Source organism: Methanohalophilus profundi (assembly GCF_004137855.1).
GTDB classification, from domain to species: Archaea; Halobacteriota; Methanosarcinia; order Methanosarcinales; family Methanosarcinaceae; genus Methanohalophilus; species Methanohalophilus profundi.
In genome coordinates, this window is the sequence record NZ_QBKB01000002.1 from 1026568 (window position 1) to 1048079 (window position 21512).

At 36.5% G+C, this 21512-nt stretch carries 24 protein-coding genes and 2 pseudogenes; 17 read left to right on the forward strand and 9 right to left on the reverse strand.

Going from position 1 to position 21512, the window contains the following annotated elements:
• Positions 1-5: 5 nt before the first annotated feature.
• From C9889_RS05460 to C9889_RS11460, 6 genes are all read left to right on the forward strand, one after another.
• Positions 6-890 (forward strand): glycosyltransferase, encoded by an 885-nt coding sequence (locus tag C9889_RS05460; RefSeq protein ID WP_129597793.1) that lies wholly within the window; start codon positions 6-8, stop codon positions 888-890.
• A gap of 166 nt (positions 891-1056) precedes the next feature.
• Positions 1057-1743 (forward strand): hypothetical protein, encoded by a 687-nt coding sequence (locus C9889_RS05465; protein WP_164999294.1) that lies wholly within the window; start codon positions 1057-1059, stop codon positions 1741-1743.
• A 187-nt stretch (positions 1744-1930) separates the two neighbouring features.
• Positions 1931-3010: a hypothetical protein gene (locus C9889_RS05470; RefSeq protein WP_129597797.1), complete on the forward strand. Its 1080-nt coding sequence runs from the start codon at positions 1931-1933 to the stop codon at positions 3008-3010.
• Positions 3011-3718: 708 nt separating this feature from the next.
• Positions 3719-3895, forward strand: coding sequence for a transposase (locus C9889_RS11455; RefSeq protein WP_394342250.1), 177 nt, complete (start codon positions 3719-3721; stop codon positions 3893-3895).
• A 292-nt stretch (positions 3896-4187) separates the two neighbouring features.
• Positions 4188-4973 (forward strand): hypothetical protein, encoded by a 786-nt coding sequence (locus tag C9889_RS05480; protein WP_129597799.1) that lies wholly within the window; start codon positions 4188-4190, stop codon positions 4971-4973.
• 40 nt (positions 4974-5013) lie between these two features.
• Complete coding sequence (locus tag C9889_RS11460) at positions 5014-5283, forward strand: hypothetical protein (RefSeq protein WP_394342232.1); 270 nt, start codon at positions 5014-5016, stop codon at positions 5281-5283.
• Positions 5284-5314: 31 nt separating this feature from the next.
• Here the strand turns inward: C9889_RS11460 and C9889_RS11465 are convergent.
• Positions 5315-5390, reverse strand: a pseudogene (locus C9889_RS11465) (IS5 family transposase); the annotation flags it as partial.
• Between the two features lie 42 nt (positions 5391-5432).
• Positions 5433-5658, reverse strand: a pseudogene (locus C9889_RS10430) (IS5/IS1182 family transposase); the annotation flags it as partial.
• 304 nt (positions 5659-5962) lie between these two features.
• On the opposite strand from C9889_RS10430, the gene C9889_RS05485 reads away from it, so the two are divergent.
• Positions 5963-7273 (forward strand): glycosyltransferase family protein, encoded by a 1311-nt coding sequence (locus C9889_RS05485; protein WP_129597801.1) that lies wholly within the window; start codon positions 5963-5965, stop codon positions 7271-7273.
• Between the two features lie 98 nt (positions 7274-7371).
• Here C9889_RS05485 and C9889_RS05490 read toward each other — a convergent pair whose 3' ends face one another.
• Complete coding sequence (locus tag C9889_RS05490; RefSeq protein WP_129597803.1) at positions 7372-8820, reverse strand: flippase; 1449 nt, start codon at positions 8818-8820, stop codon at positions 7372-7374.
• Between the two features lie 144 nt (positions 8821-8964).
• Between C9889_RS05490 and pseB the strand changes: the two genes are divergently transcribed.
• The 9 genes from pseB to C9889_RS05535 all read left to right on the forward strand — a co-directional run bounded on the left by pseB (position 8965) and on the right by C9889_RS05535 (position 15910).
• On the forward strand, positions 8965-9933 hold the full coding sequence (pseB, locus tag C9889_RS05495; RefSeq protein WP_129597805.1) for a UDP-N-acetylglucosamine 4,6-dehydratase (inverting): 969 nt from the start codon (positions 8965-8967) through the stop codon (positions 9931-9933).
• Between the two features lie 76 nt (positions 9934-10009).
• Positions 10010-10342 (forward strand): cupin domain-containing protein, encoded by a 333-nt coding sequence (locus C9889_RS05500; protein ID WP_164999295.1) that lies wholly within the window; start codon positions 10010-10012, stop codon positions 10340-10342.
• Positions 10339-11463 carry a UDP-4-amino-4,6-dideoxy-N-acetyl-beta-L-altrosamine transaminase gene (gene pseC, locus C9889_RS05505; protein ID WP_129597809.1) on the forward strand — a complete coding sequence of 375 codons (1125 nt, stop codon included), beginning with the start codon at positions 10339-10341 and terminating at the stop codon, positions 11461-11463. Before C9889_RS05500 ends, pseC begins: the two co-directional genes overlap by 4 nt.
• Positions 11464-11472: 9 nt before the next feature.
• Positions 11473-12180 carry an acylneuraminate cytidylyltransferase family protein gene (locus tag C9889_RS05510; protein WP_164999296.1) on the forward strand — a complete coding sequence of 236 codons (708 nt, stop codon included), beginning with the start codon at positions 11473-11475 and terminating at the stop codon, positions 12178-12180.
• 27 nt (positions 12181-12207) lie between these two features.
• Positions 12208-12906 carry a methionyl-tRNA formyltransferase gene (locus C9889_RS05515; RefSeq protein ID WP_129597813.1) on the forward strand — a complete coding sequence of 233 codons (699 nt, stop codon included), beginning with the start codon at positions 12208-12210 and terminating at the stop codon, positions 12904-12906.
• Entirely contained in the window at positions 12887-13579 is a 693-nt protein-coding gene (locus C9889_RS05520) for a PIG-L deacetylase family protein (RefSeq protein WP_129597815.1), read from the forward strand. The genes C9889_RS05515 and C9889_RS05520 overlap by 20 nt, the downstream gene beginning before the upstream one ends.
• Positions 13576-14121 (forward strand): UDP-4-amino-4,6-dideoxy-N-acetyl-beta-L-altrosamine N-acetyltransferase, encoded by a 546-nt coding sequence (gene pseH / locus C9889_RS05525; protein ID WP_129597817.1) that lies wholly within the window; start codon positions 13576-13578, stop codon positions 14119-14121. Before C9889_RS05520 ends, pseH begins: the two co-directional genes overlap by 4 nt.
• A complete protein-coding gene (gene pseI, locus C9889_RS05530) occupies positions 14118-15164 on the forward strand; it encodes a pseudaminic acid synthase (RefSeq protein ID WP_129597819.1) in 1047 nt (348 codons plus the stop codon). Before pseH ends, pseI begins: the two co-directional genes overlap by 4 nt.
• On the forward strand, positions 15161-15910 hold the full coding sequence (locus C9889_RS05535) for a TIM barrel protein (RefSeq protein WP_129597821.1): 750 nt from the start codon (positions 15161-15163) through the stop codon (positions 15908-15910). Before pseI ends, C9889_RS05535 begins: the two co-directional genes overlap by 4 nt.
• A 153-nt stretch (positions 15911-16063) precedes the next feature.
• Here the strand turns inward: C9889_RS05535 and C9889_RS05540 are convergent, their stop codons facing one another.
• The 6 genes from C9889_RS05540 to C9889_RS05565 are packed head-to-tail and all read right to left on the reverse strand — an operon-like array spanning position 16064 to position 20834.
• A complete protein-coding gene (locus C9889_RS05540; RefSeq protein ID WP_129597823.1) occupies positions 16064-17449 on the reverse strand; it encodes a nucleotide sugar dehydrogenase in 1386 nt (461 codons plus the stop codon).
• A 56-nt stretch (positions 17450-17505) separates the two neighbouring features.
• Positions 17506-17760: a type II toxin-antitoxin system MqsA family antitoxin gene (locus C9889_RS05545; protein WP_129597825.1), complete on the reverse strand. Its 255-nt coding sequence runs from the start codon at positions 17758-17760 to the stop codon at positions 17506-17508.
• On the reverse strand, positions 17757-18071 hold the full coding sequence (locus C9889_RS05550; RefSeq protein WP_129597828.1) for a DUF4258 domain-containing protein: 315 nt from the start codon (positions 18069-18071) through the stop codon (positions 17757-17759). Before C9889_RS05550 ends, C9889_RS05545 begins: the two co-directional genes overlap by 4 nt.
• A 27-nt stretch (positions 18072-18098) precedes the next feature.
• Positions 18099-19037, reverse strand: coding sequence for a UDP-N-acetylglucosamine 3-dehydrogenase (locus C9889_RS05555; RefSeq protein WP_129597830.1), 939 nt, complete (start codon positions 19035-19037; stop codon positions 18099-18101).
• A 4-nt stretch (positions 19038-19041) separates the two neighbouring features.
• The gene (locus tag C9889_RS05560) at positions 19042-20115 is read right to left on the reverse strand and encodes a DegT/DnrJ/EryC1/StrS family aminotransferase (protein WP_129597832.1); all 1074 of its coding nucleotides are present in this window, start codon (positions 20113-20115) and stop codon (positions 19042-19044) included.
• Positions 20116-20168: 53 nt separating this feature from the next.
• Positions 20169-20834, reverse strand: a complete 666-nt coding sequence (locus C9889_RS05565) for an acyltransferase (protein WP_129597834.1) — start codon at positions 20832-20834, stop codon at positions 20169-20171.
• A 186-nt stretch (positions 20835-21020) separates the two neighbouring features.
• On the opposite strand from C9889_RS05565, the gene C9889_RS05570 reads away from it, so the two are divergent.
• Positions 21021-21512, forward strand: a 492-nt coding sequence (locus tag C9889_RS05570; protein ID WP_164999297.1) for an RNA-guided endonuclease InsQ/TnpB family protein, incomplete at its 3' end; no start/stop codon positions are given.

A 21512-nucleotide genomic window follows, 5' to 3' on the forward strand; every position in this document is an offset into this window, starting at 1 on the left:
AACATATGAACAATTTTATAATGGTCACCCCTGCAAAGAATGAAGAACAGTTTTTACCGAAAGTAATTGATTCAATTGCCTCAAGTAGCTTAATTCCTGACATATGGATTATAGTTGATGACAATAGTTCGGATAATACTCCAAAAATATTAAATGAATATAAAAACAAATGTCCTTATATAGAAATATTTACATTGAATGAAGCGCATCCAAGAGATTTAAGTGTTCATTACTCTTATGTTTGTAACAAAGGATTTGACAGAGCAATTCAACTTTCAAAAGAAAAAAATGTTTCATGGGATTATATTGTATTATTAGATGCAGATACAATCGTAAGCTCTGATTACTTTGATGGTATTTTTGAAGAGATGAATAGAAATGAGAGACTTGGAATATCAAGTGGAAATGTTCATTTACTTAAAGATGGAAAAATTGATTATGCAAAAATCGTACAAGATATTCCTTCTGGAACTGCAAGGGTTTGGAGAAGAAAATGTTTTGAAGAAACTGGCGGATATATGATAACTCATGCTCCAGATTCGGTTTCAAGAATAAAAGCAAAGCTAAAGGGATGGGATACTTTCAGATTTGATAAATATGAAGCATACCAATTACGAGAAACTGCTTCTGCAAGTGGATTATGGAATGGATACATAGTTACGGGTAAATCTGCATACTATCTCCAAAAGAATCCTATTTTAGTTTTTTTAAATTCGATTAGTCATGCTTTAAAAAAGCCACATTATACAATGCTGCCTTTTTTATATGGATATACTATTTCAATCTTAAAAAGGGACTCCCAGATCGATGATGATGAAATAAGACATTATTTTAAATACACAAGGCTTTTTGAACTAGCGTCAAAATATATAAAAAACATATTAAGATAAAGGGCGATATAATATGGGTTTTAGAAATTTTGTTGACTGCAAATAGAATCAAAAAAATATTCCTCTAAAAGATACATGATAAAATTCAGATAACTCTTTTGTAAATTGAATAGACATGTTATCAAGAACACAATTTATTAACCATAACACTTTTACGAGATGGAAATTGCAAGTTTTGCTTGCTTTGAACGATAAGGCGAGGTTTGACGCAAAAAAAACATCCATTTCAAAATTTATTTTAGTCTCATCCGTGCTATTCAGTACATTGGCAATAATAGTTGCTTTTCAAAATCCAATGACTGGATATGAATTATCTATATATTCTGCTACACCCAAGATTGTATGGTTAAGTCTTATAATAAGTATAAGTGGATCGCTTTTTATTGTGATATATCAAATATATAGCAATCAATACAAATTGAATAATTTATGGCTTTGGGGTTTACTAGTACTACTTTATAATCGTGTAATTATCTTATATATCCCCTATATAAGAGGAATTTATTCATGGAGAGGTGACAATTTAAGCCATATTGGAGCAATAATTGATGTATTAAAGGATGGGCATGTCACTGAAACTAACTTTTATCCGATTACACATATTTTTTTAACACAAATGCACCATATAGGTAACATAGATATTGAATATATTGTGAATTATAGTACAGGTTTATTCTCAATATTTTATGTTATAGCAATATATCTATTATCAATTACTATATTTTCTTCTAAAAAAGCACAAATATTATCTACATCCTCAGTTGTCATTGTATTTTTTGCATATAATGTATATCTTATGCCTAATGGATGGTCTCAATTATATCTTCCCTTTGCAATTTTTTTTATTTTTTAAGACGTTAGGAAATAGAAATATATTCCAGTACAAGATTTTATTTTTAGTTATACTGCTATTATATCCTTTTTTCCATCCAATAACATCATTATATCTTATAGTATGCATAGGAATTACCATAATTTATATGAGCTACTCTATACTTAACATAAATAAATTTTTTAATCCAAAAAAGCACATAAAAGAGATGAAAACTAAAAATATATTATCTGTCAGCAGCAAACCATATCAATTAATTAAAGAAAAAATATTATTTATTTATGATCAAATGAAGCATGCCCCTACCTATTATCTAATACTTGAAATTGTAATTTTTAGTTATTGGGTATTATTGTTTGGTTTCTTCCATAAAAATATAAGAAATATGTATTACTCTTTAGTGAGAGGATCAAGTAATAGCAATACAATTGGCTCAATGCAAAACACATTAGACAAAATTGGTGTAACTGGAGCTGATTTTATTGAACTTTTGGTGAAAATGGAGGGAGCGAATTTATTATTTATAGGATTATTTATAATTAGTCTTTTTATATATATCAAAAGCAAAGATGTTCAGCAAAAAGATCCTTATTTAATATTATTAGCAATAATAACAGGTATTACTGCTGTTATTTATGCAGTCTATTTATTTGGTATCGTTCCAGGTCTTGAAAATATAAATGCTGAAAGACTAAAAACTTACATAACTATTTTTACGCCAATTTTTGCGGGGTTTGTATTCCTATATTTGACAATGCCAAAAAAGAAATTTTATAAGTCAATGTTTTTCTTGTTTGGAATAATTGTTTTGACTGCTTCTATGTTATCAATATTTAGTCTATATAATTCTCCATATATAATGCAGCCAACGCCTTCAGTAACTCAAATGGATATGGAAGGAGCAGAGTGGTTTACAAATTACCATAAAGAGGGGACATTAACTGTTCATATAATTAGTCCAATGCCACGATTTGCAGATGCAATTATGGGAGAAAGTGAAAGGAGAGACACTTTAGGATTCAGCCGATCTATTCATAAAAATGTTCCAGACCACTTTAATTACAATGTAAACAATAGATTGGGAAAAACATATATTGATGACAAGTACATGATGATTACGATGTTTGATAGGAGAATATACGAAAGCGTTTGGAAAAATATTGGAAGATTTGACAAACATGATTTTAAAGTCTTAAATAACGATTCGACAGTTACAAGAATCTATTCTAATAGTCAATCTAATTTATACCATATATCAGGTATACAATTGAATCAAAATACGGAATAAGACCAAAAAATATTTCTGTATAGATTCCATGTGAATAGTTATTAAAACCGAAATATACATATAATTATTATAAATTAATAATGTGCAGGCATTCAAAGATTATAAAATCTAACTTATGCAACAATTATCATTAGAAAATTGAATAAAGTTCGTAGAACTATCTGATGAACAACGAACATACATTATAAAATATTTACTACCCACTCTGATTACTGAAGGAAAGAGAGCTTATACCGTAATGGAATTCTTTTTTAATAACAGGTTGTAGATGGGAAGACTACCAGATAGTTATGGGTCCATGTAACTGCATGAAGAAGACTCAGAAAATCGTCTGAAGAAAAAATCTGGAATCAGGTAATGGAATCTCTTAAGGATACTGCTTATCAGGAAGGCAGGTCCTCATTAGAAACTGTCTGTGTAGATAGCAGTTCATTGAGATTAAAAAGGGGGAAGAAGTAACCACATATAATGGCCACAAAAGAAAAAAGGAATAGAAATTCATGCGTGTGATATTGAAAGGATATTCTCTACAATTATAATGTCATCAGGAAATGAAAATGATAGTAAAAGATTCATTGATGTTATTCAAAGCACAAAGATTAGGACACAAAGAAGACCTAGGACAAACCAGTAGAAGTACTCGCAGATTCTACTTATGATAATCGTGTAATCAGGAAATAATTAAGATCCAGAGTCATCAAAAGTAATATTCCTGTAAATGTCAGGAATAAGAAACAGAGAAAGAGGGGCGGACCTACAAGATTCAAGGATGAAAAATATAAAAGAAGAGGTACAATCGAGGGATTCTTTGCAGGGTTGAAGATGAGATTTAGAAAGATAGCAAGCAGATATGAAAGGCTTAATGTTGTCTTCAAAGCTCTATAAGATATTGTATGTTTCCTAATGTGCTGGAAAAAGAGTAAAGAAATGCTTTGAAATAGGTTCATGTATAAATAAAATGCATGATCTACGCTCATGAAATACCAAATGGCACCAAAAAAGGTTACATTTTTAAAGTGTGAAGCTAATTTGGTAGTCTCGATACTATTCAAAATATACAAACTACTATCTTTTTATAAAATTAGTGTTCGTTACTGATAGAAAATTAGAAATTATAAGGTGCCGATAAAAATACATACTAAATCCTTATATGACCATTAAGGGAGTTGATTATTAAATGAAAGATGTATACATTTGTTTCACTCCATACCATATCATATTATCTTGTGCAATAGCATTTGCTAAGAATGATAAAATTGAAAATGATTTGATAATTCAACCTAGTTTTCCTAATGTAGACAATTTTATAGATGGAATCAAAGAGTGGAATGACAATTTATTTAATGAAATTATAGAAATTCCTGGGCGTTACGAATCAAAGCCACGAAATATAAAAATTATTAGTACTATCGAAAATATTTATAAATATAAAAGAGCAAATCAATTATTAAAAAGAAAATATAACCATACTATGATAAATAATCTTTACATATTTAATGATTGTAGTCTTTCAGGACAGCTTCTGGCTTATTTAAATGACCAAAATGGTGGATGTAATATATATGTTGAAGATGGAATGGCCGCATATATAAATCAAATACCATCTAGGTCTATACGTCAATTATTAGCTCGCCATATATATAAACTTACATTTGGTAAATGGTATGAACAAAATGAAAAACAGGGTCTATGTAAATATATAGATAAGTTTATGGTTTTAAATCCCCAACATATTCGTATAGATTTGAGCAAAAAAAATATTAATGCTATTGAACTCGAAGATATTTTTAACCTAAATACAACTGGTCTACCTAATAAGATCACAAAACAATTCAATTTAAATATTTCAAAAAGAGAGAATGTAACGATTTTAATACTTTCTCCCTCTTACTTCTTAATAGAGAATGGTATATTGAATAAATGTAAGAACATAATAAATCAAATTGTAGAAAAAAAATTCTAATACTCTGATAAAATATCATCCAGCCGAGAAAAATTATTATTTGGATGATATCATTTGTTCTGAAAAGATTATCCCTCAGTCTATTCCTTTAGAAATTATTTACCTATATCTAATGGACACTCCTCCAACTAATGTAATTGGAGACATATCAACATCATTGATGACTTCTAAGTTATTACTCGAAAAGACAAATGTCATTAGTTTAGCCAATATTTATAAATATAAAAATGATTCTATCATAAATTTATTTTCCAAAGTTGGAATTTTGGTACCACACAATATTGATTCATTATTTGACGTTTTAACTTGATATTTTGACTTTAATGATCTTTTTAAAAGTTTAGCAATGTCTTTGCATGTTTTGCATCATGCAGGCTTATCTGAAATCTTAAAACCAGTTACAATGAACCTTTCAACGAATAGAATGAAGATATTCTGTTGGCAGATTTTATCCAAAGTTGTGAAGTGAAGTACGTGTTTTATACAAATCTTGGATTGAACTCGATACATTAATTTAACAAATTTTCTATAATCTTTATTTATATACTTTTTGAACAATACAAATGTCATTAATTGGTGTTGAATATATTTTTGCTTGGAATGTTTACAACTGTAGATTGGAAATGGATTTTCCAGCTACAGAAATAGCTGCATCGATAAAATTTAAATAATCATTTGACAAAATACATTCATCCTCTTTGTGTTTAGTCTAGTCAGAATCACATTGGAGGGGGATTCTTCTTATAAAAATAATAATGTATTAGCCGAAATTAGAGTAAAGGGTTTCTACAGAGCTGAAATATCAAAAAATAGTTTAAATTGTTTTTTTAGATAGTAGCACTTGCATCACTTGTATTCATTTCAAACAAATGAAACTCCCATTAAATCTTCGGTTAAATGTGGTGCTAAAGACACAGGGAGTTACACTTTAATTATAAAAATACTTTAAATAAAATAATGTCACTATATCATAAGGTGTGTGAATGCGCATGGTTTCGAATAACACCATATTAGAACAATTTATTGAAATTGAAAGTAACTCAAATCTATGGAATTATGAAATCAATGGAATTCATCTATGGCCTCTTATTCGAACAGACACTTTTACATATGTGAATAATGAATCCAAAGGTTATTGTGCGGCTCATGCAAATACCAATAAAACTAATTTTTTGAAACCACGTTTTTTTATGAATGCATTGAAAACCCAACTTTTTTTTATTGCAAACAAAGCAGATTATGATTCCTTGTTCACCACTACCAAAAGATATCTTTCAGAATCCGGCAGGTATAATGATTGTTTTTATGAACCATATATGTCTTTATTTTCAAAACCTCTTATTTTTGAAAGCAGTTATCAGGGTCAGACCAAACAACCATGGGAAAAGGAAGAGAAATATTTATTTGATTTTATTGTACTTTCCTCTGCAGTAAAAGCTATTATCAAATTACAACTTAAACAGGGCAAATACGAAAAAGAAATTTCAGAATTCACATTGCTGGTATGCCAATCATTTTCAATTCCGGATCATTACCCCCAGTTGAATAAAATATTGGATAGAAGTTTCCACAGCATAAAATACATAAAATCTCACACTAACAAAATTAGTAATCGTCTGGATGGAAAGATTGCTTTCATACACTGTGCCTCCTATCTTTCAACCCATGGAGAAATAATCAAAAGTTTAAAAGAAAATGGAATTACTACGATTGAATTACAACATGGTTATGTTGGTAAGGAACATCACGCGTATAATTATCCAACAGGAGATGCGCAATTAATTGCTAAAGAATACTTGCCCGATTATTATCTTACTTTTGGTAAATACTGGAACGAACAAATCCAGACACCAAGCAAAGTAGTAACTGTTGGAAATCCTTCCTTCAATAGTTCCAGAGATTATCATGATAAGAATTGTACTGTTGATCCAAATTCGATTCTAATAATATCCCAGGGGACGGTCACTCCTAAAATGGTCAAAATCGCTACATATCTCTCAAAAGAGTTCCCGGAAAGAACAATTATTTTCAAACTACATCCCGGAGAAGTACCTTTTAGAGAACGGTATGAGGAACTTGATCAATATGAAAATATACTAATAAAGACCTATGATGATATATATGAACTCATAGCATCAACCAAAATAATTGTAGGCTATAATTCTACAACACTCTTTGAAGCTATGGCATACACCGATAAAAGAATCCTTGTCTTGCAAAATAATTCAATCCCGGATTCAATCGGATACAAATTTTCTGCATGTGAGGAACTGAGAGATGCAATTTTGAATCCTAAATAGGGATATTCTACAGCAGACTCCTCGTATTTCTGGGAGCCAGACTGGGAATCCAGGATAGCGGAATTTTTGTCTGGATTATCGCAGAAGTAAAAGTCGAATTATCTGTGATGTACAAGGGACTTAAAGAACAAGATTTCTTCATCCCTGAATGTCTTTAATGCATACATCAATACAAAGTATATAGCAGCACACAATGCAATAATCAATAATATATTGTACAATCCTGCTGGCTCATAGATAATTATTGGTATGGCCATTACTGAAGAGGAAAATAGACTCTTTAATATTGGACGCAGGCTCATATCAAAAGGAAGCATTTTGCTGGAATAAATAAACGCTATTATGAAACTGAAACCAAATGCTAACAGGGTTGTAAAAGCTGCTCCGATGATCCCGATATAAGGCACAAGGAGGAAATTCAATACAAGGTTAAATATTGCAGCAATTATCCAGATCTTACCGCTGATATGTGTTTGTTTTTCAAGAATTATAATTTGCACTGTTATTGCATAAGCTCCAAATAGAAGCATACTCACAGCTACAAAAGGTGTTATCAAATATCCTTTTTCTGCAATTTCCGGTGTTGAAAGTATTGTTAATAGAGGCTTGGACAATATCGATAACCCAAAAGTGGCAGGTATTGCGATTATCATGAAGTACTTGAAAGAATAGCCAAGTATATGTTTGACATTTTCAATTTGTTTTTTGTCATAATTTTCTGAAAGAATGGAAGGCAACAGGAACGTGAGAGGTGAGACAAACATTCTCACCATCCCTCCAAGTGCGTAACCTGGAGAATAATAACCAACCGAAGATGCACCGAGTAAAATGCCAATCACATAACGGTCACTGGAGTTTACCACCCAACTTGAAAGGTTACCTGGGACAGTGGGAATTCCAAAATTGAGATATTCTTTCATATTATGGAAATGAGGGACTGCAAAACCCACATCACTATAAACCAGGATTGTTAAAATTAGAAATAATATTACATCAATAAGAAGTAAACCATATACTGCACCGGTGATCCCATATCCACTGAATACAAAATAACCAATTATGGAAATCATCAATACGGTCTTGGCCAACATTATGGTCGAGTATTTTTTTATGTACTGTTTTGCTCGTAGATAATTTATGAAAAAGAGTATCAAACATTCAAAGAAAACAATAACTACCAGTATCTGGGCGACCAGCAGGTTTCCTTCAAACAGAATATTCGCAATTTTCTCAGAAAAAAGATATAATGCGATTGAAGAGAATATGGTTGATGAAATTACAATAGTAAATATAGAATAAAACGTCTCCTGCAAATCATTTTTGTGTTCAATAGCAGGGATATAGCGAACCATTGTATAGGGAAGACCAAAAAGTGCAATTTGGGGAACGATACCAATGGTTACCATTATTTGTGCCCATATACCATAATTTTCAATGGAAAGGTTTTTTGTCAGGATTGGTAGCAGAACCAATCCTTGTAAACCTACAACTAGTTGGGTTAAGCCGACAAGTCCTACTCTACGGGCAAAAAGATGTGATTGGGTCATGTAACTGGTTCTACTAAAGATTCTTTATATAAATATATTATTGACTATACGTTGTGATACTTCACATTGTTTTGGTTAGCAATCTTTTTTTAATAGAAGATTGTTTTATACAACATTAATTTACTAATCTATAATGGGATTATTATGACAAATATCTTCGATGGGAAAAACATTCTTCTTACAGGTGGAACCGGTTCTTTCGGACACAAATTCACTGAAATAATACTAAACAATTACAGTCCAAAGTCATTAAGAATCTATTCAAGAGGAGAATATAACCAGTATCTAATGCAACAGAAGTTTCAGGATGAAAGGTTAAGATTTTTAATTGGTGATGTCAGAGATAAGGAACGTCTCTACCGTGCAATGAACGATGTGGATATTGTTGTGCATGCTGCTGCCTTAAAACAGGTGCCTGCCTGTGAATATAATCCTATTGAAGCAGTCCGTACCAACATTGATGGTACTGTAAATGTGATTGATGCAGCCATCGATAATAATGTCGAAAGAGTGATGGCTATTAGTACGGATAAGGCTGTTCATCCTGTGAACTTATATGGAGCAACCAAAATGGTTGCTGAGAAACTGTTTGTGCAGGGAAACACTTACTCCGGGAAAAGGAAGACAAAATTTAGCTGTACAAGATATGGAAATGTGGTTGGAAGCCGGGGTAGTGTGATACCTCTTTTCCTAAAACAAAAGGAAGAAGGAACCCTGACGATTACCGATGAAAAAATGACACGGTTCTGGCTGACCCTGGATCAGGGCGTGAATTTTGTAATTAATTCAATGGAAAAAATGCAGGGTGGAGAAATATTTATCCCGAAAATTCCAAGTATGAAGATAACAGCTCTTGCTGATGCTATTGCACCAGAAGCCAATAAAGAGTTTACCGGCATCAGACCAGGGGAAAAACTTCACGAGATAATGATTACTGAAGATGAAGCCAGACACGCAAAAGAGTTTTCAGATTATTTTGTAATAGAGCCCGAGCATCCTTTCTGGGATAAAAATGCAAATGTTGATGGAAACGATCTTCATGAAGGTTTCAGATATTCAAGTGACATAAATACAGAGTGGCTTACTGCAGAAGATCTTAAAGAAATGTATTGATGATTCTATGTTTTATGAACAATTGTCCCGACAGAAACATATCCGGGAAGATGGCTGGTTGTCCGAACTGGTCTCTATGAACTATGAAGATGAACCTTTTAATTGTCTTCATACCTATGTTGTTTCTGTAAATCCTGGTAAAATGCGGGCAAATCATTATCATAAACATAAGGAAGAATGGATTGCAGCAGTTGCAGGAAAAATTACTTTGTATCTGAGAGATGTTGAATCAGGAGAGTTGGAAGAGGTAGTGTTGGATACTTCTACCAGTTCTTCTTCCATAATATATATCCCTCCCCGTGTCGCACATGCTGTATATAATGGAACAGAGAATGAAGCAAGTTTGATCGTTTTTAGCCTAAGCCCGGAGGATAAAAATGACACAATTGCCTTTGAGGTTTTGAAATGATTCCTTATGGCCACCAGTCTATTGATGAAAGGGATATCGAAGCAGTTATTAATGTATTAAGAAGTGATTGGTTGACTACTGGTCCTAAAGTCAAGCAATTTGAAGATTCTCTTTGCGAGTATGTGGGATGTGATTATGCCACAGTCGTTAATAGCGGCACGAGTGCACTGGATATAGCAGTGGCTTCCCTTAATCTTCCCAATGGTGCAGAAGTGATCACAACCCCTTTTACTTTTGTTGCTACAAGCAATTCATTGATTTATAATAATTTAAAACCTGTTTTTGTGGATATCAAAAAGGATACCCGAAATATTGACCCTGATGATATTAGACGTAAGATCACTTCCAATACAAAGGCCATAAGTTTTGTTGATTATGCCGGGCAACCATGCGAAATAGATAAAATAAAAGAGATTGCAGAAGAGTTCGATCTGTATCTCATTGAAGATGCATCGCACGGCCTTGGTGCAAGTTATCATGGAAAAAAGATTGGTAACTTTGCAGATCTTACTGTTTTTAGTTTCCATCCTGTAAAACCAATTACTACAGGGGAAGGGGGAGCAGTAGTCACAAACAATGCTGAACTTGCAGAGAGGGTCCGTCTTTTGCATAACCATGGAATTGACAAAAGTGCAACCGATAGATATGGGCCTGATGCAGGATGGGCTTATGACATGAATATTCTTGGCCGCAATTACAGGATGACAGATATTCAGGCAGCCCTTGGCATTTCTCAACTGAAAAAATTGGATGATTTTATTGAGAGGAGAAATGAGATTGCACATCTCTATAATGAATTACTGGACGGCTGTGAGTTTGTTGAAAGACCGATAACCAAAGAAAATGTGGTTCACGGCTGGCATATTTACACGGTATTACTTGATGAATCAATTAGTAGGAATGAATTCTTCAAATACATGCGAAAGAATGAAGTTGGTGTGAACGTCCATTATATACCATCATATCATTTCAGTTATTACCGTAATAATTTTAATTTCAATGAAAGAGATTATCCTGAAACAGAGGATGTATTTAATAGAATTGTTACTCTTCCAATACACCCAGGAATGAAAAGAGAAGACGTAGAGTACGTGGTAAATACTCTAAAAGAATGGAAATAAATATTTGAGGTGATCTGCATCAAAGCCGTTGCAATAATACCTGCAAGGGGAGGGTCAAAAGGTATCCCCAGAAAGAACATCAAAGAACTGTGTGGGAAACCACTTATAGGTCATATTATAGAAACTGCATTGGAAGTAGACGAACTCGATCGGGTAATTGTATCTACCGAAGACGCTGAAATTGCAGATGTTGCTAAAAATTTTGGTGCAGAGATACCCTTTATCAGATCTGAAGAACTTGCAAGGGATGAAACTCCTACATTACCTGTATTACAGCATACTGTAGAGTATCTTGAAAAAGAGGAGAATTATTATCCAGACATCATTGTCTTATTATATCCCACATCGCCTTTACTGAGCAATGAAAGGATATCAGAGGGAATTAAACTTATTAGTAAAGGAAAATTTGATTCTGTCATAAGCGTGGTTGAAGATAAGGGACACTATTGGATTGAGAATGAGAATGGATATGAACGCTTATATCCTAAAATATTGAAAAACCGTCAATTGACAAAACCACTGTTTAAAGAAAATGGTGCATTTTATATTTTCAAACGAGAAGTTTTGATGGAACAGAATCTCCTTGTGGGAAACAGTATTGGTTTTGTAGTAATGCAGGATAAAGAATCAATAGATATTGATGAACCATTTGATTTTGAGATGTGTGAAATATTACTGGAAAAAAGGAACGTATCTTGTAATCAATACAGTTTATAAGAATGAGCAAATGAAAGAGTAATATATATGAATAAAAATAAAATAATAATTGCAACTATAAAATCTTGGAATATAAAAAATGCATTGAAATTCAAAGAGGAATATTGCGAAAAATACGATGTATTAATAATTACGAAAAAAGATGATTTAAATTATGAGACTATAAAACAGCATGACCCAGAATACATTTTTTTCCCTCACTGGTCATGGATTATTCCTGAAATAATATATACTAATTTTGAATGTGTGGTATTCCATATTACAGATTTACCTTATGGACGGGGTGGAAGCCCTTTACAAAATTTAATTTTAAGAAAAGTCTACAATACAAAAATATCAGCAATAAAGGTTGAACAAAATCTGGATGCTGGCGAAGTTTATATTAAAAAAGATTTTTACATTGGACTTGGTAGCGCAGAAGAAATATTCATGGAAGCTTCTAATATTATTTTTGAAATGATAAATTATATAGTTGATAAATCTCCAGAACCACAATATCAAAGCGGTGAACCCGTTTTTTTCAAAAGAAGGACACCTTCTGAAAGTGACATTTCAAAACCGGATTTTAAGAATTATGATGACATATATGACTTTATAAGAATGCTTGATGGTGAAGGCTATCCTAAATCATTCCTAAAAATTGGAAATTTCAAGATTCTTTTTTCAGATATCCATAAGAAAGGAGATAAACTTACAGGAAGGTTTGATGTTGTTGAAGACAAATAAAACAATTTTAGTAATTGCTGCCCATCCAGATGATGAAATACTGGGTTGCGGAGGTACTGTCAAAAGACTGGTTGATGAAGGTCATAAAGCTTATACACTAATATTGGGTGAAGGAGTCACTTCAAGAGATGATTCAAGAGATAGAAGCAAAAGAGAACAAGAATTATCTAATCTGAAAGGGCAAGTTAAGGGAGCAAATGAATTAATTGGTGTAAAAGATACATTCCTATATGATTTTCCAGACAATCGATTTGATAACATCCCATTACTTGATGTTGTAAAAGTTATAGAAGAAGTGAAGTCAGAAATTAAACCAGATATAATATTTACTCATTACAAAGATGATTTAAATATTGATCATCAAATAACATACAAAGCTGTATTAACAGCAACTAGACCATTACCAGATGAATCTGTAAAAGAAATATATTCTTTTGAAGTGTTATCATCTACAGAATGGAACTATCCTCTTAGCTTTTCACCTGATGTTTTTTTTGATATAAGCAGTTCTATTGAATCCAAAATAAAAGCTATGAGTGCTTACAAATCTGAACTCAGAGAATATCCACACCCAAGATCATTGAAAGGAATCAATCTAAGTGCAAAGAATTGGGGAATTAAAGTTGGGTTTGAATATGTTGAAGCTTTCAAATCTGTGAGGGTTTTGCGATGAAATTCAAAAAGCAGCATGATTTTGGAGATTTTGTATTAATAAATTTTACAGAGTTGAATAAAAAAGAAAAAGACAGCATAAGGGAATGGAGGAATAGTGAAACTGTTCGGAAATGGATGTACTCAGATTCATTAATATCGCCAGAAGAACACACTCAATTTATAAATAGTCTAAAATTGGATACAAAAAATTGTTATTGGCTTGTTAGTAATAAAAAAGAAGAACATATTGGGGTTATTTATCTAAATAAAATTGATTTTAGAAATAAGAACGCTTACTTAGGAATATACAACAATCCAAATTGTAAACTAAAAAATAGAGGCAGTATTCTTATAAACCTCATAATCGAATTGTCTTTTTCATTATATGAACTCCATACATTAAAACTTGAAGTGATCGAGAACAATGAAAGAGCTATAAATTTCTATAAAAAAGCAGGTTTTATTCAGGAAGGGAGACTGAAAGAATTTGTTTTAAAAAATGGAAGTTGGCATGATGTAATTGTGATGGGTCTCACAAATGATAAGGAGATACCTATATGAACATTCATATTGGAAACAAGTCTATCGGAAATAGAAACCCTGCTCTCATAATCGCTGAGCTATCTGCCAACCATCTACAAAATTATGACCTGGCAATCGATACAATAAAAGCCATAAAAGAATCTGGGGCTGACGCTGTCAAAATCCAAACATATACTCCAGATACTATTACTATGGACTGTGACAACGAATACTTCCAGATCAAACAGGGTACCATCTGGGACGGAAAGACAATGTACCAGCTTTACAAGGAAGCATACACTCCATGGGAATGGCAACCCAAACTCAAGAAAATAGCTGAAGAGATGGGGCTTATATTTTTTTCATCTCCATTCGATAAAACTGCAGTAGATTTTCTTGAAGAAATGAATATTCCTGCTTACAAAGTCGCTTCATTTGAAATCACAGATATTCCTCTCATAGAATATGTTGCATCGAAAGGAAAACCTGTAATAATTTCTACAGGTATTGCCACACTCGCAGATATTGAAAAAGCAGTAAATGCATGTAAACGGATGGGCAATAAACAAATAGCACTTTTAAAATGTACTTCGACATATCCCTCTCCTCTTGAAGAAATAAACCTCAATACAATTCCAAACCTCAAAGATACTTTCAAAACGGTTGTAGGACTATCAGATCATACACTTGGGACATCCGTGCCGATAGCTGCTACTGCACTCGGTGCTAAAATAATTGAAAAACATTTCATACTGGACCGTAACATTGGTGGACCGGATGCTCAGTTTTCACTTGAGCCTCATGAATTCAAAGATATGGTTGACTCTGTAAGAGAGGTTGAAAAAGCACTGGGGGAAGTTAGTTATGAGCTTACAGAGAAAATAAAAAGGAGCCGGGAGTTCTCACGTTCTCTTTTTGTAGTGAATGATATAAAAAAAGGAGATGTTTTTACCGATAATAATGTACGTTCCATAAGACCCGGATTTGGTTTGCACCCATCTCATCTTTCTTCCGTAATAGGCAAAAAAGCACGAACAGATATTAAACCAGGAACTCCTTTGAAATGGGATTTGATTGAATGAATTTTGGTTTGAAGCTCTGGTCTACCAATGCAGATGTTATTGACAAAGCTGCTTGCCTTATTAAAGAAGATGTCTTCCAGTATATTGAGCTCACACCTATTCCAAATACTGAAATATATCCGTTCCTGAAGCAGGATGTTCCGTATGTGATACATATCACTACTGAAAGACACGGATTCAACATTGCTGATGAGAGTAAATGGGATTTTAATATTCAAGTCATTGATGAATGTATAGAATGGGCTGATAAACTGAATGCAAAATATCTGGTTTTGCATCCGGGGTTTGGTTCTATTAACAAATCGCTGGACTTTCTGCAAATGATAAATGATGATAGGATCTTAATTGAAAATATGCCTAAAGTGGGACTTTATGATGAGCAAATGATAGGTTATTGGCCGGAGCAGATTGAATCGTTGATGGGATCAAAATTTGGACTCTGTCTGGACCTGAATCATGCAGTCAAAGCTGCAATTAGTTTAGGGCTCAATTACAAAGATTTTATATTGGAATTTATGGAATTAAATCCTTGTTATTTTCATATTGCAGATGGCAGATTGAATTATGAGAAGGATGAACATTTAGCGATTGGGGAAGGCGAATACGATTTTGAATTCTTAAAGAATCTGATGAAATTTGCAAGTAATGCTCAGGTTACATTCGAAACACCAAGGATGGACTTAAATTCCTTCTCAGATGACATTCGTAATATGAACATACTGAACCAGATTTCTGCAAATAGCTAATTCTACTATATAATCACGAAAAACACTGTATCCGTGATACAATTGTGACATATATATGTATGAAATTTCCGATTTCATGCGATCCTAAAAACATCGGGGTTTTACGCTTTAATTTACAACATCATGCCCGTTCTTATCTCCCCTACCAATCCCCTAATACACAAACCCTGCATCAATAAAAGCATCCGGCTCCACCACATTCCTGCCGTCCACGATAACAGGATGAGTCTGTCCGGACAACTCCTGCAACTGCCGGGGCTCCAGGGAATAATACTGCCTGTGGCCTGCAAAGATCACCACTGCATCCACACCGCCCAGCACTTCCTCCATATCCTGCGAAACTTCCACATCCGGATACTGCAGGACATGCGGGTCATGTACCCTAACGTCTGCGCCTGCCTCGATCAATAAATCGCGATAGGGCTCTGCCGGGGTGTTCCTGGCATCATCCGAGTCATTGAGGAACGCCCAGCCCAGGATTGCCACTTTTGAATTTGCGATATTCTTATTGATACGCTCCAGGGCCTCCACTGTCAGATTGTACATGTGCTCTGGCATGAAATCATTGATATGGCGGGCTGTGACGTAGAGGGACGGTTCCTCAGGGAAATCGAGGTCTGCCTGTTTGGCTATCTGCAGACCGCGCTCCAGGTGATAGGTGTCCTTGGTCAGGCAGTGGCCGCCCACACCGGCTCCCGGATACAGGATCGCACGGGTGATGCCTTCGCCCTTGAGACTGGCCACGCCTTCCCGCACATCATAGACATTGATCCCCATGGCCTCACAGTACAGGGCCAATTGGTTGACAGCGGCGATCTGCAAATCCCTGAACGTATTCTCGGAGGTCTTGGTGACCTCGGCTGCAGTGGCGGACATCGGGATCACACGACCCTTTGTGAGCACCGGCTCGTACAGGTCCACAGCCCGCCGGGTACTGACATCATCAATCCCGCCCACGATACGGTCATGCTCCTGGATGTTCTGCAACAGGCGACCCACCATGACCCGCTCCGGTGCATGGGCCAGGGCGAAATCCTCGCCCGCCTTCAAACCGGATTCCTCTTCCAGGATCTCCCTGGCCATGCCTGTAGTGGTTCCGGGAGTGATGGTAGATTCCAGCACCACCAGCATACCGGGCCGCAGGTACTGGCCTACATGGCGAATACCCGCCTCCAGGGCCGAGAAATCCGGCAGCAGGTCCTTTGGGTCCTTGAACGGGGTCTGGATGGCCAGGGTTACTGCATCCATCTCGCCGATTTGGGAAAAATCGGGAGTGCACTCGAATTTATCTGCTTCAACTACCTTCCGCAATAAATCCTCCAGTCCGGGCTCCTCGCCCTTCAGGGGGCTTTCCCCGTGGTTTAGCAAATCGATCTTGTAGCCGGAAGTTGGAGAATCGCGCTGGAAACCCAGCACCTTGTCGAATTCCGGGGAATCGGCAAACAGGGCTGCTGCGGGAATACCCACATAACCCATCCCTATCACACCTATTTTTTTGATCGGTCCACGTTCTTCAAGTAATGATTGTAATTTATCCATGTTATAACCTGTTTTTAATCAGTAAGTAGATTTAGTAAAACGAGACCCGCAACATCTCAGGCACAGACCTCGTTCAGGCTAACCTCTCCGGCTGCCACGGGATGCATTAATAATTTGGATTCATGGAATTTTTTCATGACTTTATCTATCTTCCTTGAAACCTCAGGAGTATAGTAGGCCTCTCCACACTCTTCACATACATAGGCAGAAACGTCTTTGATGGTAAGTACCGTATTTCCCACTTTCACCACAAACTCGGTCTTGCCTTCAACAAGTCTGCCATGGCAGAAACTGCATTTATCAGGTATCATTGGTTATCCTTCCTTACTTTGTAGTCTATCCATTTATCCTTTGCCGGCGGGTAAACAGTAATAATTCTGATATGGTCCCTACACTGTCCTGCAACCACATGAAGCGCCTTTTTTGCCACAAACCCCAGTAAAAGGGCTGATGGACAGGGTTCATCATCACTATAATCTTCAATAATCTCACCATGGGATATTGCCTGGATTATATCATCAGTTGAAATATTCCTCTGGAACATTCTTATACGTGCATGATCTGAAATTATAAAATCGCCATTCATCAAATATTCTTCAAGGAATTTTTTGTCAACCGCCATATATTCCACCGGTAATCCAGCCTCGTTTCAATATTCGATCTGCACCAGTTTTTCCTCAGTATAGGAACAAATGGCACCCAGACACACTTCCAGCGCATGCCTGCCTTCCTCCCCGCAGGGATGGGCAGATTGTCCGTTTATCAGGCAATGAATAAAATGACTCAATTCGTTTTTCAGGGGTTCGGCCTTTTCCACTTTCGCATAGCGAACCCAGCCTTCATCATGGATCTCCACGGTCTGGTCGATATAATCCAGATAGGCCACACCTTCCAGCCCCACCACGGTCAATTTACGCACCTTGTGAGGAGTCAGCCAGTTGACCTCCACCAACCCTGTCAGATCGTGATCCAGGCGCAGATGTACACTGGCATGATCCTCAAAGGGATGGATATCCGCCCCTGCCACTGCATGTACCTGATTGACATTCTTATCATAAAGATGGGAAATTATATCGATATCATGTACCCCGATATCCAGGATCACACCCACGTCCCTGATCCGCGGATTATAGGGACCTACCCTGCGTGTGGATATGGATACGATCTTGCCCAGGATACCCGAATCAATAATTTCCTTCAGTTTCAGCACTGCCGGATTGAACCGCTCGATATGGCCCACCATGAGATTCCTGTTAACTTCCTCGGCCTTTGCGATCATCGCATTGGCGTTCTCAATGGTATCCGCGATGGGTTTTTCCACAAGCACATCCAGCCCCGCTTCCAGTGCCTCGAATACCACCTGACGATGTAACTTGGTGGGCACCACGATACTCACGGCATCCAGGTCATTGTCAAATAATTGCCTGTAATCGGTAAACCCTTCAATTTTATACTGTTTTGTAAGACTGTTGACCCTTTGCTCATCCACATCCGCAATCCCTGCAAGTTCCACACCCTCCATCTCATGATAGATGCGCACATGGTTCTGCCCCATGGCTCCGGTACCGACAACACCTACTCGTAACATCGAATCATTCCCAGTTTTTAATAGTTGTAATTATGTGTTCAATATCCTTCTCTTCCACTGCCGGATGCACCGGCAGGGACAGTACCTCTTCAGCTGCCTTTTCAGTTTCCGCCAGATCGTCCGTATAACCCAAATCCCTGTACAGGGGCTGCTTATGGATGGGGATCGGATAATAAATACCGCAACCCACACCGTTATCCTTCAGGTAGTCTGCCAGAGCGTCCCGATTTTGCGTCCTGACAGTATACTGGTGATAAACGTGTTCACATCCCTCTCTTACAACCGGCGTAGTGATATAATCAAGACCTCTCAAACCATCTGTAAGAAGGGAAGCATTCGTTTGACGGGCGGAATTGAATTCATCAATCCTGCCAAGTTGAACCAGACCGATGGCTGCGGCAATATCCGTCATCCTGTAATTATACCCCATAAGTTCATGCATATAACGCTGTTTTGAACCATGCGCCCGGATCATTCGTGCCTTCTCTGCCACCTGCACGTCATCAGTGGTAATCATGCCACCTTCACTCGTGGTCATGTTCTTGGTGGGATAGAAACTGAAAGCCCCGGTGCCAAAAGAACCCACTCTTTTCCCATTAAAACCAGCCCCATGTGCCTGGCATGCGTCCTCTATCACTGCAAGATTATGATCTTCTGCAATTTCCATAATTGCCTGCATGTCAGCAGATTGCCCATACAGATGAACCGGCATGATGGCTTTTGTTTTGGGAGTGACCTTTTCCAGAATAGCCTCGGGGTCTATATTGAACGTATCCGGTCGGATATCCGCAAATACGGGAGTTGCACCTGTGGCAAGGATGGAGTTGCCGGTTGCAATGAAAGAAAAAGAAGACGTTATCACCTCATCCCCCTGACCAATACCATTAGCCAGCAGGGATACATGCAAAGCGGCAGTCCCGGAATTCACAGCAATCGCATGTTCCACCCCGGTATATTCGGCAAACGCCTCTTCGAATTCCACAACTTTGGGGCCTTGCGCGATCATTCCGGACCGTAACACAGAAGAGACAGCTTCAACTTCCGCCTCTCCAATCAGGGGTTTTGCTATGGGGATCATTAGAATATCATGCCTTCATAAGTGAGTTTACAGGTATCGTTGTATTAGACAATTCAAATATTATTTAAAGTTTTCAAGTCCTCGGACAAATCTGTAATTGTAGCCGGGCCGCCCATGGCAAGTTTCCAGGCAGGAACGTCCTTTGTGACAACCGCACCGCCTGCAACCATTGCCCCTTCTCCGATTTCCACTGCCGGCATCAGGGTGGCATTGGCACCGATGGATGAACCTTTTCGCAGCACAGGTCCTTTATTTTCAAATTGTTTGCGTATGGGGTACTTATCATTGGCCAGCACAGCGCAGGGGCCGATAAAGACATTATCCTCGATCACAACATCCGTGGGGATATAGACATTGCCCTGGATACTCGCATTATTACCTATCGTTACATTGCCATCGATAATAACATTGGTGCCGATCAGCACATTATCCCCGATGGTGGTATTTTCCCGGATTATTACGTTGTGTCCGGTCTTGAATTTACTACCCGTGGAAACATTGCTAAAAATTGTACAACCCGGCCTGACAATTGATTCAGGACCAATACTGCAGCCGGGAAAATCAGCATCCTCGATTTGCTGGTCATTGTCCAGAATCTCCATCAGGATGCTGTGTTCAGGATAGCCAAGAATAGTGTTTTCAAGAATGATGGAATCTGCACCTACAGTTGATGAGCCGTATATTCTGGAGGAGGGATGGATTGTCCTTTTTGTAGTCATTGTTTGCCCCGGTCTTGTTACAGAAAACCCTGATATAATATATTAACATCTTAAACGAGAAGTCCCCCTCCTCAAGCAGCCAACGGCTGCCAGGTGGGGGATGAAAGCGTTCCATAACGTGAAAAAACGATAACGGATACTAACATTTTAATAGTTTTAATACATTTATATGTGTGGGAATATTATATGCAATTAACGTTACCAATCCATATTAAACCTACTCCCGAACAGGAATCTGTCCTGTGGGATATTTCTGAAAAATGTAGGCTTGTATATAATTTTGGATTGAGTGAACGTCGTGATGCATATAAAAACAAAACCAGAATCAGTTACGTTAAACAACAAAATGGATTACCTGGTCTCAAACAAAAATATCCTGAATATAACTGGGTATATTCCAAAGTATTACAGGGTACTTTGAAGTGTCTTGATAGTGATTATAAGTCTTTCTTCAATTTGAGAAAGAATGGGGATAAGAAAGCAAGATTGCCGAAATTCAAAGGTAAACAGTATTTTACTACGATGATATACAATCAATCGGGATTTGAGATCACTGATTCAAACGATCATATTGTTATACGTAAATCAATGGATACCAGAATCAATAGACCAGATTCAGGATATTCTATTCATGATAAATTATATATTGATTTTTCACATAAACATCCGTCTGGGATA

Coding starts and splice junctions, on each gene's coding strand:
- C9889_RS05565 (WP_129597834.1), bottom strand. CDS start 20,834: ATGACTACAAAAAGGACAATCCATCCCTCCTCCAGAATATACGGCTCA.
- C9889_RS05485 (WP_129597801.1), top strand. CDS start 5,963: ATGGTTTCGAATAACACCATATTAGAACAATTTATTGAAATTGAAAGT.
- C9889_RS05545 (WP_129597825.1), bottom strand. CDS start 17,760: ATGATACCTGATAAATGCAGTTTCTGCCATGGCAGACTTGTTGAAGGC.
- pseC (WP_129597809.1), top strand. CDS start 10,339: ATGATTCCTTATGGCCACCAGTCTATTGATGAAAGGGATATCGAAGCA.
- C9889_RS05550 (WP_129597828.1), bottom strand. CDS start 18,071: ATGGCGGTTGACAAAAAATTCCTTGAAGAATATTTGATGAATGGCGAT.
- C9889_RS05490 (WP_129597803.1), bottom strand. CDS start 8,820: ATGACCCAATCACATCTTTTTGCCCGTAGAGTAGGACTTGTCGGCTTA.
- pseH (WP_129597817.1), top strand. CDS start 13,576: ATGAAATTCAAAAAGCAGCATGATTTTGGAGATTTTGTATTAATAAAT.
- C9889_RS05555 (WP_129597830.1), bottom strand. CDS start 19,037: ATGTTACGAGTAGGTGTTGTCGGTACCGGAGCCATGGGGCAGAACCAT.
- C9889_RS05540 (WP_129597823.1), bottom strand. CDS start 17,449: ATGGATAAATTACAATCATTACTTGAAGAACGTGGACCGATCAAAAAA.
- C9889_RS05480 (WP_129597799.1), top strand. CDS start 4,188: ATGAAAGATGTATACATTTGTTTCACTCCATACCATATCATATTATCT.
- C9889_RS05460 (WP_129597793.1), top strand. CDS start 6: ATGAACAATTTTATAATGGTCACCCCTGCAAAGAATGAAGAACAGTTT.
- pseI (WP_129597819.1), top strand. CDS start 14,118: ATGAACATTCATATTGGAAACAAGTCTATCGGAAATAGAAACCCTGCT.
- C9889_RS05560 (WP_129597832.1), bottom strand. CDS start 20,115: ATGATCCCCATAGCAAAACCCCTGATTGGAGAGGCGGAAGTTGAAGCT.
- C9889_RS05500 (WP_164999295.1), top strand. CDS start 10,010: ATGAACTATGAAGATGAACCTTTTAATTGTCTTCATACCTATGTTGTT.
- C9889_RS05520 (WP_129597815.1), top strand. CDS start 12,887: ATGTTGTTGAAGACAAATAAAACAATTTTAGTAATTGCTGCCCATCCA.
- C9889_RS05470 (WP_129597797.1), top strand. CDS start 1,931: ATGAAAACTAAAAATATATTATCTGTCAGCAGCAAACCATATCAATTA.
- C9889_RS05535 (WP_129597821.1), top strand. CDS start 15,161: ATGAATTTTGGTTTGAAGCTCTGGTCTACCAATGCAGATGTTATTGAC.
- pseB (WP_129597805.1), top strand. CDS start 8,965: ATGACAAATATCTTCGATGGGAAAAACATTCTTCTTACAGGTGGAACC.
- C9889_RS05515 (WP_129597813.1), top strand. CDS start 12,208: ATGAATAAAAATAAAATAATAATTGCAACTATAAAATCTTGGAATATA.